Annotated in this window: 14 protein-coding genes; 12 read left to right on the top strand and 2 right to left on the bottom strand. The window is 71.4% G+C overall.

The window, feature by feature from the left end; translation table 11 throughout:
* A complete protein-coding gene (pspAB, locus tag ACXJMZ_RS11240; RefSeq protein WP_457029859.1) occupies window positions 1–579 on the bottom strand; it encodes a PspA-associated protein PspAB in 579 nt (192 codons plus the stop codon).
* A 15-nt stretch (window positions 580–594) separates the two neighbouring features.
* Window positions 595–1,518: a zinc metalloprotease HtpX gene (gene htpX, locus ACXJMZ_RS11235; protein ID WP_457029858.1), complete on the bottom strand. Its 924-nt coding sequence runs from the start codon at window positions 1,516–1,518 to the stop codon at window positions 595–597.
* A 220-nt stretch (window positions 1,519–1,738) separates the two neighbouring features.
* Between htpX and hrcA the strand changes: the two genes are divergently transcribed.
* From hrcA to ACXJMZ_RS11175, 12 genes are all read left to right on the top strand, one after another.
* Complete coding sequence (gene hrcA / locus ACXJMZ_RS11230) at window positions 1,739–2,770, top strand: heat-inducible transcriptional repressor HrcA (RefSeq protein ID WP_057238618.1); 1,032 nt, start codon at window positions 1,739–1,741, stop codon at window positions 2,768–2,770.
* Between the two features lie 69 nt (window positions 2,771–2,839).
* Window positions 2,840–3,979: a molecular chaperone DnaJ gene (gene dnaJ, locus ACXJMZ_RS11225; protein WP_057238619.1), complete on the top strand. Its 1,140-nt coding sequence runs from the start codon at window positions 2,840–2,842 to the stop codon at window positions 3,977–3,979.
* 40 nt (window positions 3,980–4,019) lie between these two features.
* Window positions 4,020–4,769 (top strand): 16S rRNA (uracil(1498)-N(3))-methyltransferase, encoded by a 750-nt coding sequence (locus ACXJMZ_RS11220; protein WP_457029857.1) that lies wholly within the window; start codon window positions 4,020–4,022, stop codon window positions 4,767–4,769.
* Between the two features lie 50 nt (window positions 4,770–4,819).
* Window positions 4,820–8,026 (top strand): S41 family peptidase, encoded by a 3,207-nt coding sequence (locus tag ACXJMZ_RS11215; protein ID WP_457029856.1) that lies wholly within the window; start codon window positions 4,820–4,822, stop codon window positions 8,024–8,026.
* A 99-nt stretch (window positions 8,027–8,125) separates the two neighbouring features.
* Complete coding sequence (locus tag ACXJMZ_RS11210) at window positions 8,126–8,479, top strand: HIT domain-containing protein (protein WP_457029855.1); 354 nt, start codon at window positions 8,126–8,128, stop codon at window positions 8,477–8,479.
* A gap of 4 nt (window positions 8,480–8,483) precedes the next feature.
* A complete protein-coding gene (locus tag ACXJMZ_RS11205) occupies window positions 8,484–9,401 on the top strand; it encodes a ribonuclease Z (RefSeq protein WP_457029854.1) in 918 nt (305 codons plus the stop codon).
* 168 nt (window positions 9,402–9,569) lie between these two features.
* On the top strand, window positions 9,570–10,676 hold the full coding sequence (locus ACXJMZ_RS11200; protein WP_457029853.1) for a PhoH family protein: 1,107 nt from the start codon (window positions 9,570–9,572) through the stop codon (window positions 10,674–10,676).
* 14 nt (window positions 10,677–10,690) lie between these two features.
* Window positions 10,691–11,185, top strand: a complete 495-nt coding sequence (gene ybeY, locus ACXJMZ_RS11195; RefSeq protein WP_057238632.1) for an rRNA maturation RNase YbeY — start codon at window positions 10,691–10,693, stop codon at window positions 11,183–11,185.
* A 13-nt stretch (window positions 11,186–11,198) separates the two neighbouring features.
* Window positions 11,199–12,530, top strand: a complete 1,332-nt coding sequence (locus ACXJMZ_RS11190) for a hemolysin family protein (protein WP_457029852.1) — start codon at window positions 11,199–11,201, stop codon at window positions 12,528–12,530.
* A 39-nt stretch (window positions 12,531–12,569) separates the two neighbouring features.
* Window positions 12,570–13,082, top strand: a complete 513-nt coding sequence (locus ACXJMZ_RS11185; RefSeq protein ID WP_457029948.1) for a DUF4383 domain-containing protein — start codon at window positions 12,570–12,572, stop codon at window positions 13,080–13,082.
* Between the two features lie 36 nt (window positions 13,083–13,118).
* A complete protein-coding gene (locus ACXJMZ_RS11180; protein ID WP_457029851.1) occupies window positions 13,119–13,475 on the top strand; it encodes a cytidine deaminase in 357 nt (118 codons plus the stop codon).
* A 44-nt stretch (window positions 13,476–13,519) separates the two neighbouring features.
* Window positions 13,520–13,672, top strand: a complete 153-nt coding sequence (locus tag ACXJMZ_RS11175; protein WP_457029850.1) for a hypothetical protein — start codon at window positions 13,520–13,522, stop codon at window positions 13,670–13,672.
* Window positions 13,673–13,691: the final 19 nt, after the last annotated feature.

Here is a 13,691-nt window from a genome sequence, read left to right as displayed (position 1 = left end):
TCACAGCCCCGGCGCGCCCCAGACCGGGAACCAGCGGGTGAGGTCCTGCTCCACCCGTAGGTCGTTGCCGAGCATCGCCTTGACCTGGAGTTCCAGCGGGTTGTCGCGCTTCTCGCCGGGGAGCGGGGCGAACGGGTAGAAGGTGCCGCGCTTGTAGAGGTAGACCAGGCCGAGTGGGCGGTCGGCGGCGTTGCGGAAGCCGACGATGGAGCAGAGCAGCTGGGGGCCGAAGCCGTTCGCCTCCAGTTCGCTGTTGACCGCGTGCAGGTCGTTGACCAGGGCGGGGAGCTCGTCGGGCGGGTGTCGGGCGAGCAGCCAGGAGTAGCCGTACGAGTCCTGCGAGACCTCGACCGGGATGCCGCCCCGCTCGGTGTCGGCGTCCAGCAGGGCCCGGATCTGGCCGGCCACCTCGGTGAAGGCGGCGCCCTCGACGGCGGCGAAGCAGACCGAGCCGAAGCCGGTCGGGCGGAAGCCGGCGGCGGCCTCCAGGGTGAGGGCGGCGGAGGGCACGCCGAAGAGCTGGTCGAGGTCGGGCCTGACCGGCTTGCTGCGGCCGAAGAGGGCGTTCAGGAATCCCATGGGGTCGGTGGCTCCTCAGCGGCCGAGCTCGGCGGAGATCCGGCCGAGCTGCTCCAGCCGCTGCTCCAGCGACGGGTGAGTGGACATCAGCTGGCTCGCTGCCTCCCTGGCGCTCAGCGCCGGGGCGAAGTAGAAGGCGTTGTACGGCTGCGCCCGGCGCAGGTCCTCGCTCGGGATGGCGGCGATCTGGCCGGTCACCTTGGTCAGTGCGGAGGCCAGTGCGCTGGGCCGTCCGGTGAGCTGGGCGGCGGCCCGGTCGGCGGCCAGCTCGCGGTAGCGGGAGAGCAGCCGGGTGAGCAGGAAGCTGGCCGCGTAGACCACCATGCTGATCAGCGGGACCAGGATCATCGCGAGCGCCGCGTTGCTGTCGTTGCTGCTGCTGCGGCCGCGCCCGTTCATCATGCCGCTGTACAGCGCGATCCGGGTGATCACCCCGGCCAGTACGCCGAGGAAGCCGGCGATGGTCATCACCGCCACGTCCCGGTGCGCGACGTGCGAGAGCTCGTGCGCGAGCACGCCCTCCAGCTCCTCCGGCTCCAGCCGCCGGAGCAGTCCGGTGGTGACGCAGACCACGGCGCGTTGGGGGTTGCGGCCGGTGGCGAAGGCGTTCGGCATGTCGGTATCGGTGACCGCCACCCGGGGCTTGGGCATGTCGGCCAGTGCGCACAACCGGTCGATTGTGCCGTGCAGTTGCGGGTACTCCTCGGGGGTGACCTCGTGGGCGCCCATCGCCCGCTGGGTGATCTTGTCGCTGAACCAGAACTGGACCACGAACAGCCCGCCGGAGATCAGGACGACCAGCGGCCAGGCCCCGCGGAACAGCACTATCAGCACGCCGGTGAAGCCGACGTAGAGCAGTCCGATGACGAACATCGTGGTGACCATCCGACCGGTCAGCCCCCGGTCGGGTGCGAAGCGGGTGTGCTGACCTGATGACATGACTGCTCCTTATGTCCTGATCTGTCGCTTTCGATGCTGCCACTTGCCGGGAGCATTCGGCGGGCGGCACAGGCGAGAAGGCGGCAAGGATCACCAGGCGGCGCCGTTCCTGCCGCCGGGGTCGGGCCTTACACTGGCAGGTACTGTCCTGGCACTCTGCCCAGCTGAGTGCCAGGGGACGGATCAGGTCAGGACGAAGCGAAGACGGAGGTGCGTGGCCATGTACAGCGAGCGGCCGTTGGATGACCGCAAGCTCGCGGTGCTGCGCGCGATCGTCCAGGACTACGTCGGCACCGAGGAGCCGGTCGGCTCCAAGGCCCTGGTCGAGCGGCACAACCTCGGCGTCTCCCCGGCCACCGTGCGCAATGACATGGCGGCTCTGGAGGAGGACGGCTACATCCACCAGCCGCACACCAGTGCGGGCCGGATCCCCACCGACAAGGGGTACCGGCTGTTCGTCGACCGGCTGGCCGAGGTCAAGCCGATGACCGCCCCCGAGCGCCGGGCGATCCGGCACTTCCTGGACGGCGCGGTGGACCTGGACGACACGGTGGCCCGTACGGTCCGGCTGCTCGCGCAGCTGACCCGGCAGGTCGCGGTGGTCCAGTACCCCTCGCTGTCCCGTTCGACGGTGCGTCACGTCGAGCTGGTGGCGCTGGCCCCGGCCAAGGTGATGCTGGTCCTGATCACCAACACCGGCCGGGTCGAGCAGCGGATGGTCGACTGCCCCGGGACGGTCGGCGAGACGGTGCTGGCCGACCTGCGGGCCAAGCTCAACACCCAGGCGGTCGGTCGGCCGCTGCCCGAGGTGCCCGGTCTGCTGGAGGACCTGCCGGCGGCTTTCGAGCCCGCCGACCGGCCCACCGTCAGCACCGTGCTGGCCACCCTCTTCGAGACCCTGGCCGAGCAGAACGAGGAGCGGATCATGCTGGCCGGTACGGCCAACCTGACCCGCTTCGGCCACGACTTCCCGCTCACCATCCAGCCGGTGCTGGAGGCCCTGGAGGAGCAGGTCGTCCTGCTCCGTCTCCTGGGTGAGACGGCGGACGCGGGGATGACGGTCCGGATCGGGCACGAGAACGCCTATGAGGGGCTCAATTCCACCTCTGTCGTCTCGGTCGGCTACGGTTCGGGCGATCAGAGTGTCGCGAAGCTGGGCGTGATCGGACCGACCCGGATGGACTACCCGGGCACAATGGGGGCGGTGCGAGCGGTGGCACGGTACGTGGGTCAGATCCTGGCCGAGTCTTAACCGAGTCCTATACAGAGCACTGTCAGACCAGTCGCAGCACTTCTAGAGGCGGAACAAGCGGAGCATTTGGTGGCCACGGACTACTACGCGGTACTCGGCGTCCGACGGGATGCGGGGCAGGACGAGATCAAGAAGGCGTTCCGACGCCTTGCCCGCGAACTGCACCCGGACGTCAACCCGGACCCGAAGACGCAGGAGCGGTTCAAGGAGATCAACGCCGCCTACGAGGTGTTGTCCGACCCGGCCAAGCGCCAGGTCTACGACCTCGGCGGCGACCCCCTGTCGCCCAACGGCGGCGGCGCGGGCGGCTTCGGCGCGGGCGCGGCGGGGTTCGGCTTCTCCGACATCATGGACGCGTTCTTCGGCGCGGCCTCCGGTCAGCGCGGCCCGCGCTCGCGCACCAGGCGCGGCCAGGACGCGATGATCCGGCTGGAGATCACCCTGGAGGAGGCCGCGTTCGGCACCACCAAGGAACTCCAGGTGGACACCGCCGTCACCTGTACCACCTGCTCCGGCGAGGGCGCGGCCCCCGGCACCTCGGCGCAGACCTGTGACATGTGCCGCGGCAAGGGCGAGGTCTCCCAGGTCACCCGGTCCTTCCTGGGCCAGGTCATGACCTCGCGGCCCTGCCCGCAGTGCCAGGGTTTCGGCACCGTGGTCCCGACCCCGTGCCCCGAGTGCGCGGGCGACGGCCGGGTCCGGGCCCGTCGCACCCTGACGGTGAAGATCCCGGCCGGTGTCGACAACGGCACCCGGATCCAGCTCGCGGGCGAGGGCGAGGTCGGCCCCGGCGGCGGCCCGGCCGGCGACCTGTACGTGGAGATCGCCGAGACCAACCACCCGACCTTCCAGCGGCGCGGGGACGACCTGCACTGCACGGTCACCATCCCGATGACCGCGGCCTCGCTCGGCACCCAGGTGCCGCTGCAGACCCTGGACGGCCTGGAGGAGGTCGACATCCGGCCCGGCACCCAGTCAGGCCAGTCGATCCCGCTGCACGGGCGCGGCATCACGCATCTGCGCGGTGGCGGGCGTGGCGACCTGATAGTGCATGTCGAGGTGCAGACCCCCACCAAGCTCGACCCCGAGATGGAGGACCTGCTCCGGCGCCTCGCGGTGCTGCGCGGTGAGGAGCGGCCCTCCGGGACCTTCGCACCGGGGCAGCAGGGTCTGTTCTCCCGTCTGAAGGACGCGTTCAACGGCCGCTGATCCGGTCCGGTTCAGGAAAGTACGAAGGTAAGGCAAGCGCATGACCGCCCCCGTGTTCGTCGTGGAGACCGACCGTCTCGCCGGGATCGCCCCCGGCGGGGTGGTCCGACTGGACGGGCCCGAGGGGCGGCATGCCGCCGCCGTGAAGCGGCTGGAGCCGGGTGAGGCGCTCACCCTGGCGGACGGCCTCGGCCTCGGCGTCGAGGGCACCGTGGCGGCCGTGCACGGCAAGGACGTGCTGGACGTCACCGTGCTGAGCGTCCGTCAGGAGCCCGTCCCCACGCCCCGGATCATCGTGGTCCAGGCCCTCCCCAAGGGCGACCGCGGCGAGCTCGCGGTGGAGACCATGACCGAGGTCGGGGTCGACGTGGTGATCCCCTGGGCCGCCTCCCGCTGCATCACCCAGTGGAAGGGCGACCGGGGGGCCAAGGCGCTCGCCAAGTGGCGGGCCACCGCCCGGGAGGCGGGCAAGCAGTCCCGCCGCCTGCGCTTCCCGGAGGTCCGGGAGCTGATGACGACGCGTCAGCTCGCCCCGGTGCTGGCCTCGGCGGCCTTCGCCGCCGTGCTGCACGAGGAGGGCTCCGCCCCGCTCGCCACCGCCCCGCTGCCCGACACCGGCGACCTGATCCTGATCGTCGGCCCCGAGGGCGGGGTCTCCCCGGACGAACTCGCGGCCTTCGCCGAAGCCGGGGCCGCCCCGCACCGGTTGGGCAGCTCCGTGCTGCGTACCTCCACGGCGGGTGTTGCGGCGGGAGCATTGCTCCTTGGTCGCACCAACCGCTGGGCCTGAGCATGTACTAATCCGTGTGCGGAAGCGCCCGCGCTGCGTAAAGTAACGCAGTGACCACCTCTGCGAGCGCGTATCTGCGCCATCCCCACCTGCACGGCGACCTGGTGACCTTCGTCGCCGAGGACGACATCTGGCTCGCGCCGCTGGACGGCGGACGGGCCTGGCGGCTGACGGCCGATCAGGTGCCGGTCAGTCATCCGAGGTTCGCGCCGGACGGGCGGCACGTCGCCTGGACCTCGACCCGGGACGGTGCGCCGGAGATCCACGTGGCGCCCACCGACGGCGGCCAGGCCCGGCGGCTGACGTACTGGGGTGTGCCGGGGACCAGGCTGCGGGGCTGGACCAAGAACGGCCTTCCGGTCGCCGTCTCCAGCGCCGGGCAGGCGACCTCGCGCCGCAGCTGGGCGTTCGCGATCCCGCTGGACGGCGGCGAGCCGACCAGGCTGCCGTACGGGCCGGTCGGCGGGCTGGCGCAGGAGCCGGACGGCGAGCGCACCCTGCTGATCAGCGCCCGGAGTACCGAGCCCGCGTACTGGAAGCGCTACCGGGGCGGCACGGTGGGCAAGTTGTGGATCGGCGAGCGCGAGTTCGAGCGGGTGCACGCCGGTCTTGACGGCAACATCGACTCGCCGCTCTGGGTCGGCGACCGGATCGCCTTCCTCTCCGACCACGAGGGCGTCGGGCAGCTGTACTCCAGCCTGGCCGACGGCAGTGACCTGCGGCGGCACAGCGACGGTGAGTTCTACGCCAGGAACGCCACCACCGACGGCACCCGGATCGTCTGGCACAGCGCCGGCGACCTGTGGATCCTGGACGACCTGGCGGGCGCCGAGCCGCGCCGCCTGGAGATCATGCTGGCGGGCCCCCGGACGGGCCGTCAGCCCCGGCCGACCGCGGCCACCGGCCAGCTGGAGACCGTCTCGCCGGACCGGACCGGCCGGGCCAGCGCCGTGGTGGTGCGCGGCAGCGTGCACTGGCTGACCCACCAGGAGGGCCCGGCCCGGGTGCTCGCCGAGACCCCGGGCGTCCGCCACCGGCTGGCCCGGATCGTGCCCGGTCAGGACGGTGCGCAGGGCGCGGTGTGGATCACCGACGCCGAGGGCGACGACGCGGTGGAGTACGCCCCCGCCGTGCTCGGCGCCGAGCGCCGCCGGCTGGCCGCCGGGCAGCTCGGCCGGGTGCTCGGCCTGGCCGTCTCGCCGGACGGCGGGACGCTGGCGCTGGCCTCGCACGACGGCCGGGTGCTGCTGCTCACGCTCGCCGACGGCACCCTGCACCAGCTGGCCAGGAGCGGCCACGGCGAGGTCTCCGGGCTGGCCTTCTCGCCGGACTCGCGGTGGCTGGCCTGGTCGCAGCCGACCCTGAACTCGGAGTCGCTGCGCCAGATCATGCTCTCCGACCTGACGGACCGTACGGTCGCCGAGGCCACCCCGCAGCGCTTCCTGGACTACTCGCCCGCCTTCACGGCGGACGGCAAGCACCTGGCCTTCCTGTCGGTGCGCAACTTCGACCCGGTCTACGACGCGCACGTCTTCGACCTGTCCTTCCCGACCGGCGCCCGGCCGTTCCTGATCACGCTGGCCGCCGACACCCCGTCACCGTTCGGCCCGCAGCGGGCCGGGCGTTCGCTCGGCAGTGAGGACGAGGAGCCGAAGAAGAAGGACGAGGAGGCGGCGGAGGAGCCCACCGTCCCGGAGACCCGGGTGGATCTGGACGGGATCGCCGACCGGATCATCCCGTTCCCGGTCGAGGGCGGGCAGTTCGGCAGCCTGCGGGCGGCCAAGGACGGCGTGCTGTGGACCAGGCACCCGCTGTTCGGCATGCTCGGTGACAACGCCGCCTCGCTGGAGGACGAGCACCCGCGCCCGGCGCTGGAGCGCTTCGACTTCAAGAAGCGCAAGGCCGAGCAGTTGGTGGAGGCGCTGGACGACTTCCGGGTCAGCGGCGACGGCAGCCGGATCGCGGTCATCGACGAGGGCGGCCTGCGCATTCTCCCGGCGGACCACAAGGCCGGTGACGACGACGATCTGACGGTCGATCTGGACCGGATCAGGGCCACCGTGGACCCCGCCGCCGAGTGGCGGCAGATGTTCGACGAGAACGGCCGCCTGATGCGGGACAACTTCTGGCGGGCCGACCTCGGCGGCTTCGACTGGGCCGGTGCGCTGGCCAGGTACCGGCCGCTGGTGGACCGCGCGGGCACCCACGACGACCTGGTCGACGTGCTCTGGGAGACGGTCGGCGAGCTGGGCACCTCGCACGCGTACGTGATGCCGCCCGGGCGGGGCACCGAGGCGGCGCGCCGGCAGGGCCTGCTCGGCGCCGACCTGGTGCGGGACGGCGAGGTCTGGCGGGTGGCCCGGGTGCTGCCCGGCGAGTCCTCCGACCCGCGGGCCCGCTCGCCGCTGGCCGCGCCCGGTGCGGCGGTCCGGGCCGGGGACGCGGTCCTGGCGGTGAACGGCCGCCCGGTGGACCCGGTGACCGGTCCGGCCCCGCTGCTCGCGGGCACGGCCGGCCAGCCGGTCGAGCTGACCGTGGCGGCCAAGGACGGCGCGGAGCGCCACCCGGTGATCGTGCCGCTGGCCGACGAGGAGGCGCTGCGCTACCACGACTGGGTGGCCGGGCGCCGGGCGGCCGTCCGGGAGCTGTCCGCCGGGCGGCTCGGGTACCTGCACATCCCGGACATGCAGAGCGTCGGCTGGGCCCAGCTGCACCGTGACCTGCGGGTCGAGATGTCGAAGGAGGGCGTGCTGGTCGACCTCCGGGAGAACCGGGGCGGTCACACCTCGCAGCTGATCATCGAGAAGCTCAGCCGGAAGATCGTCGGCTGGGACGTGGGCCGCGACCTGGACGGCGCCGCCCCGTACCCGGCGGACGCCCCGCGCGGCCCGGTGGTCGCGCTGGCCGACGAGTTCGCCGGCTCGGACGGTGACATCGTGAACGCCGCCATCCAGGCCCTGAAGATCGGCCCGGTGGTCGGCACCAGGACCTGGGGCGGCGTGGTCGGTATCGACGGCAAGTACAGCCTGGTCGACGGCACCGGCGTCACCCAGCCCAAGTACGCCTTCTGGCTTGAGGGTTACGACTGGGGCGTGGAGAACCACGGCATCGACCCGGACGTTGAGGTGGTGATCGCCCCGCACCAGTGGGCCAACGGCGAGGACCCGCAGCTCGCCGAGGGTGTCCGGATCGCGCTGGCCGCGCTGGCCGAGACCCCGGCGGTCACCGGTCCTGAGCTGACCGGGCCGGAGCTGTAAGGCCGTCAGGGGGCGGCCCGGCAGCGGGCCGCCCCCTGCGACGACCGTCTCGGTTAGGCTGCGGCGGGTAGTGACGATCACCGTGAAAAGGAGAGCGAAATGGCCGGCGAGCCGCAGTCCGACTGCCTGTTCTGCAAGATCCTGGCGGGCGAGATCCCCGCGACGGTGGTCCGGAAGAGCGAGCGGACGCTGGCCTTCCGGGACATCCACCCGCAGGCACCGACCCACATCCTGGTGATCCCGCACGTGCACTACCCGAACGCGGCCGAGCTGGCCGCCGCCGAGCCCGCGATCGCCGCCGAACTCCTCACAGAGGCCGGTGCGGTGGCGAAGGGCGAGGGTCTCGAGGACTACCGGCTGATCTTCAACACCGGTGCCAAGGCGGGGCAGACCATCTTCCACGCCCATGTGCACGTGCTCGGCGGCAAGCCGCTGCGCGAGGGCATGGTCTGATCCGGTGTCACAGCGCGAACTCGTCGTCCTCGGCACCGCCAGCCAGGTGCCCACCCGGCACCGGAACCACAACGGCTACCTGCTCCGTTGGGACGGCGAGGGCCTGCTCTTCGACCCCGGCGAGGGGACGCAGCGTCAGATGCTGCACGCCGGGGTCTCGGCCACCCAGCTGACCCGGATCGCGGTCACCCACTTCCACGGTGACCACTCGCTCGGCCTGGCCGGGGTGATCCAGCGGATCAACCTGGACCGGGTCCCGCACCCGGTGGACGCCTACTACCCGGCCAGCGGCCAGGTGTTCTTCGACCGGCTCCGGCAGGCCACCGCCTTCCACGAGACCGCCGAGCTGCGCCCGCACCCGATCGAGGAGCCGGGCCCGCTGCCCGCGCCCGGTGCCCCGTTCGAGCTGGCGGCGGTCCGGCTCTCGCACCCGGTGGACTCCTTCGGGTACCGGCTCACCGAGCCCGACTCGGCCCGGCTGCTGCCCGCGAAGCTGGCCGAGTTCGGGCTGCGCGGCCCGGCCGTCGGGCAGCTCCAGCGGGAGGGCAGGATCGAGCTGGCCGGACGGACCGTCACGCTGGCCGAGGTGAGCGAGGTCCGCCCGGGGCAGCGGTTCGCCTTCGTGATGGACACCCGGCTCTGCGACGGCGTCGGCGAACTGGCCGAGGGCGCCGACCTGCTGGTGATCGAGGCGACCTTCCTGGAGAGCGAGGCCCAGCTCGCCGAGGACCACGGTCACCTGACCGCGGGCCAGGCCGCCAGGGCCGCCGCCGAGGCGGGGGTGCGCACCCTGGTGCTGACCCACTTCTCGCAGCGCTACCCGGACCTGACCGGGCACCTGACCGAGGCCAGGAAGTACTTCGACGGCGAGCTGGTGGTGGCCGAGGACCTGGCTCGCGTCGCCGTACCGGCCCGGCTCTGAGTGAAAAGCACTCGCGTCCCGGGCCCATCTCCCGGACCATCGAACTCCGTCGCCCCGGCGGCGGGCCGCACCGCCGCAACGGTCCACGGTGCGGCGTACCCTGGTGACCGCGGAAAGACCGAGCGGCACCCGAGACGAACGGGATGAGGCAGGCCACAGCGCCGACCCATGACTGAGACACCGCAGACCCGTACCAATGGACAGCCGCGTCCCGACGGGGACGCCGCCACCGCCAGGTTCACCATTCCGGAGAAGCACCCGATGGTCACCCTGCTCGGTGCGACCGACTCTCTGCTCCGGGTGATCGAGGAGGGGTTCCCGACCGCCGACATCCATGTCCGCGGCAACGAGGTGACCGCCACCGGATCCCGTACCGAGGTCGCTCTGGTCCAGGAGCTGTTCAACGAGATGATGCTGGTGCTGCGCACCGGCCAACCCCTGACGGAGGACGCCGTGGAGCGCTCCATCGCCATGCTCAGGAGTGCCGCCGACAACCCGGACCACCCGGCACCGTCCGAGGTCTTCACCGCGAACATCCTGTCCAACCGGGGCCGCACCATCCGCCCCAAGACCCTCAACCAGCAGCGCTACGTCGAGGCGATCGACAAGCACACCATCACCTTCGGCCTCGGTCCCGCCGGTACCGGCAAGACCTACCTGGCGATGGCCAAGGCCGTCCAGGCGCTGCAGGCCAAGGAGGTCAACCGGATCATCCTGACCCGGCCGGCCGTCGAGGCGGGGGAGCGGCTGGGTTTCCTGCCCGGCACGCTCTTCGAGAAGATCGACCCGTACCTGCGCCCGCTCTACGACGCGCTGCACGACATGATGGACCCGGACTCGATCCCCCGGCTGATGGCCGCGGGCACCATCGAGGTCGCCCCGCTCGCGTACATGCGCGGCCGGACCCTGAACGACGCCTTCATCATCCTGGACGAGGCCCAGAACACCTCGCCCGAGCAGATCAAGATGTTCCTCACCCGGCTGGGCTTCAACTCCCGCGTCGTGGTCACCGGTGACACCACCCAGATCGACCTGCCGAGTGGCACCCGCTCCGGCCTCAAGGTGGTCCAGGAGATCCTGATGGATGTCCCGGACATCCACTTCTCCGTGCTCACCAGCACCGACGTGGTCCGGCACAAGCTGGTCGGCCGGATCGTCGACGCCTACGAGCGCTGGGACGCCCTGCAGGAGCCCGACGCACCCGCCGTACCCCGTAAGCCAGTTCAGCGGAAGGGCGCCCGTGCCCCCCGCCAGTCCCATCGCACCGAAAGCTGAGTACCGACCCCGACATGTCGATCGACATCGCGAACGAGTCCGACTGGGAGGTTGACGAGGAGTCAATCCTCGACGTCGCCCGCTACGCCCTCGACCAGATGCGGATCCACCCGCAGGCGGAGCTCTCCGTCATCCTGGTGGACAGCGCCCAGATGGAAGAACTGCACATCCAGTGGATGGACCTGCCCGGTCCGACCGACGTGATGTCCTTCCCGATGGACGAGCTGCGTCCTGGCAAGGAGGACGAGGAGCTGCCGCAGGGTCTGCTCGGCGACATCGTGCTCTGCCCCGAGGTGGCGAAGCGGCAGGGCGAGGAGGCCCCCTCGAAGCACTCCGTGGACGACGAGCTCCAGCTGCTCACCGTCCACGGGGTGCTGCACGTCCTCGGGTACGACCACGAGGAGCCGGAGGAGAAGGAGGTCATGTTCGGCCTCCAGAAGCGGATCCTGGACGACTGGCGGGCCGGCCGCGGGCTCTCGGGGATCTCCCCGGCGCCGACCACCCACTAGGGCACGGCCGTCTGTGAGTGGTGACAGTACGAGCTTCCTGATCGGAGCTCTCCTGCTGGTCGGCTTCGGCTGGCTGGCCGCCTGTGCGGAGGCGGGGATCTCCCGGATCTCCCGGTTCCGCGCCGAGGAGGCCGTCCGGGCCGGACGGCGCGGTGCGGACCGGCTGCTGACGCTGGCCTCCGACCCGATCCGCTACCTCAACCTGGCCACCCTGATCCGGGTGGCCTGCGAGATGGCCGCCGCCGTCCTGGTCACCGTGGTCTGCGTACGCTCCCTGCACCAGACCTGGGAGGCCGTGCTGCTGGCGATCGGGGTGATGGTGCTGGTCTCGTTCGTCGCGGTCGGCGTCTCGCCCCGCACCATCGGCCGCCAGCACCCGCTGACCACGGTGACCGCCGCCTCCTTCGTGCTGCTGCCGCTGGCCCGGGTGCTCGGCCCGATCCCGCGGCTGCTGATCCTGCTCGGCAACGCGCTCACCCCCGGCAAGGGGTACAAGGAGGGGCCGTTCGCCTCCGAGGCCGAACTGCGGGCGCTGGTCGACCTGGCGGAGAAGGACGACCTGATCGAGGACGAGGAGCGCCGGATGGTGCACTCGGTCTTCGAGCTCGGCGACACCATCGTCCGCGAGGTGATGGTGCCGCGCACCGACCTGGTGATGATCGAGCGGCACAAGACGGTCCGTCAGGCGCTCACCCTGGCGCTCCGCTCCGGCTTCTCCCGGATCCCGGTGGTCGGCGACAACGAGGACGACGTGGTGGGCATCGTCTACCTCAAGGACCTGGTCCGGCGCACCCACATCAACCGGGACGCCGAGAACGAGCCGGTCTCCTCGGTGCTCCGCCCCGCGGTCTTCATCCCGGACTCCAAGCCCGCGGCCGACCTGCTGCGCGAGATGCAGCAGATGCGCTCGCACGTGGCGATCGTGATCGACGAGTACGGCGGCACCGCAGGTCTGGTCACCATCGAGGACATCCTGGAGGAGATCGTCGGCGAGATCACCGACGAGTACGACCGGGAGCTCCCGCCGGTCGAGGACCTCGGCGACGGCTCGTACCGGATCACCGCCCGGCTGCTGGTGGAGGACCTCGGCGACCTGTTCGGTCTCCAGCTGGAGGACGAGGACGTGGAGACCGTCGGCGGTCTGCTCGCCAAGAACCTCGGCCGGGTGCCGATCCCCGGCTCGTCCTGCGACCTGCCGATACCCGAGGACGCGCACACCGACCTGACCGCGATCCGGCTCACCGCCGAGAGCGCGGCCGGGCGGCGGAACCGGATCGGCACCGTGCTGGTGGCCCCGGTCCGGGCCGACTCCGGCCCGCAGGAGGGCACCGAGCCTGAGGAGTAGCGTGGTTGAGGGGGTCTGCGCCACCTGGAGGACGTCATGCTGAAGCTCAAGGACGAACTGCCGGTGGATCACCGGCTGGCCCAGATCTACCGCTTCGGTGCCGGTCTCGGCGGGGTCTTCCTGCTGGTCTTCGGCATCCTCGGGCTGATCGACCGCCCGGGCTTCCTGGACACCCAGGGAGACCGGGTGGCCGGGATGAGCAGCAACGGCCTGCTCGGCCTGCTGTCGGTCGTGGTCGGCCTGATCCTGATGGCCGGCGCGGTGATCGGCGGCAACATCGCGTCCTGGATCAACATGGTGGTCGGCACCGTCTTCGTGGGGGCAGGGTTCGTCGGGCTGATGATTCTCTCGACCGACGCCAACTTCCTGGCCTTCGGGATGAGCAACGTGATCTTCAGCTTCGTCTTCGGCCTGGTGCTCGCGACCTTCGGCATGTACGGCCGGGTCAGCCGCCACCTGCCGCACGACAACCCGTACTGGCGGAAGCGGCACGCCAACTACGCCGCGTACATGCGCGGCCCGGCCGGACCGCCGGCGGCGCTCAGGCACTGAGCCCGGGCGGGCTTCGGGGCTTCGGGGCAGGCGCCTATGCTCGGCGGCATGAGTGAGCTGACTGAGCTGGACGCCGAGGACAAGAAGATCATCACGTTGGCCCGCTCGGCCCGCGCCCGCAACGGCGTGGCCGAGGGGGCGGCGGTCCGGGACGAGACCGGACGGACGTACGTGGCGGGCAGCGTGGCGCTGCCCTCGCTGGAGCTGAGCGCCCTGCGGACCGCCGTCGCGATGGCCGTGGCCAGCGGTGCCAAGGGCCTGGAGGCGGCCGCCGTGGTGACGGAGGCGCTCGCGCCCACCGAGGCCGACCTGGCCGCCGTACGGGACCTCGGCGGCCCGGGGGCACCGCTGCACCTGGCCGGTCCGGACGGGGTCCTGCGGCACAGTTTCTGAGACGCCGTACCCCGTCGGGCTCGGCGGTCGATAATCTGACCGGCATGGGTCCGTTCGCGTTCTTCGCCGGGGTGTTGCTGAGCCTGATGGGGTTGGGGCGGTGGCAGGAGACCGGATCGCCGTACTGGTTGGTCGGCTCCCTGGTGCTGTTTCTGCTGGTTCTGGTGGGCGCGGTGACCGGGAAGAAGACCGGGTGACCGTTCCCACTCGGCGGAT

The organism is Kitasatospora sp. P5_F3, from assembly GCF_054049135.1.
Note: the sequence above shows the minus strand (reverse complement) of the source record. Positions and strands in the feature narration are given on the sequence as shown.

What these genes read in the sequence shown, in the direction of transcription:
- pspAB (WP_457029859.1), bottom strand. Translation starts at nt 579, where the DNA reads ATGGGATTCCTGAACGCCCTCTTCGGCCGCAGCAAGCCGGTCAGGCCC.
- htpX (WP_457029858.1), bottom strand. Translation starts at nt 1,518, where the DNA reads ATGTCATCAGGTCAGCACACCCGCTTCGCACCCGACCGGGGGCTGACC.
- hrcA (WP_057238618.1), top strand. Translation starts at nt 1,739, where the DNA reads ATGTACAGCGAGCGGCCGTTGGATGACCGCAAGCTCGCGGTGCTGCGC.
- ACXJMZ_RS11220 (WP_457029857.1), top strand. Translation starts at nt 4,020, where the DNA reads ATGACCGCCCCCGTGTTCGTCGTGGAGACCGACCGTCTCGCCGGGATC.
- ACXJMZ_RS11210 (WP_457029855.1), top strand. Translation starts at nt 8,126, where the DNA reads ATGGCCGGCGAGCCGCAGTCCGACTGCCTGTTCTGCAAGATCCTGGCG.
- ACXJMZ_RS11200 (WP_457029853.1), top strand. Translation starts at nt 9,570, where the DNA reads ATGACTGAGACACCGCAGACCCGTACCAATGGACAGCCGCGTCCCGAC.
- ybeY (WP_057238632.1), top strand. Translation starts at nt 10,691, where the DNA reads ATGTCGATCGACATCGCGAACGAGTCCGACTGGGAGGTTGACGAGGAG.
- ACXJMZ_RS11180 (WP_457029851.1), top strand. Translation starts at nt 13,119, where the DNA reads ATGCTCGGCGGCATGAGTGAGCTGACTGAGCTGGACGCCGAGGACAAG.
- ACXJMZ_RS11175 (WP_457029850.1), top strand. Translation starts at nt 13,520, where the DNA reads ATGGGTCCGTTCGCGTTCTTCGCCGGGGTGTTGCTGAGCCTGATGGGG.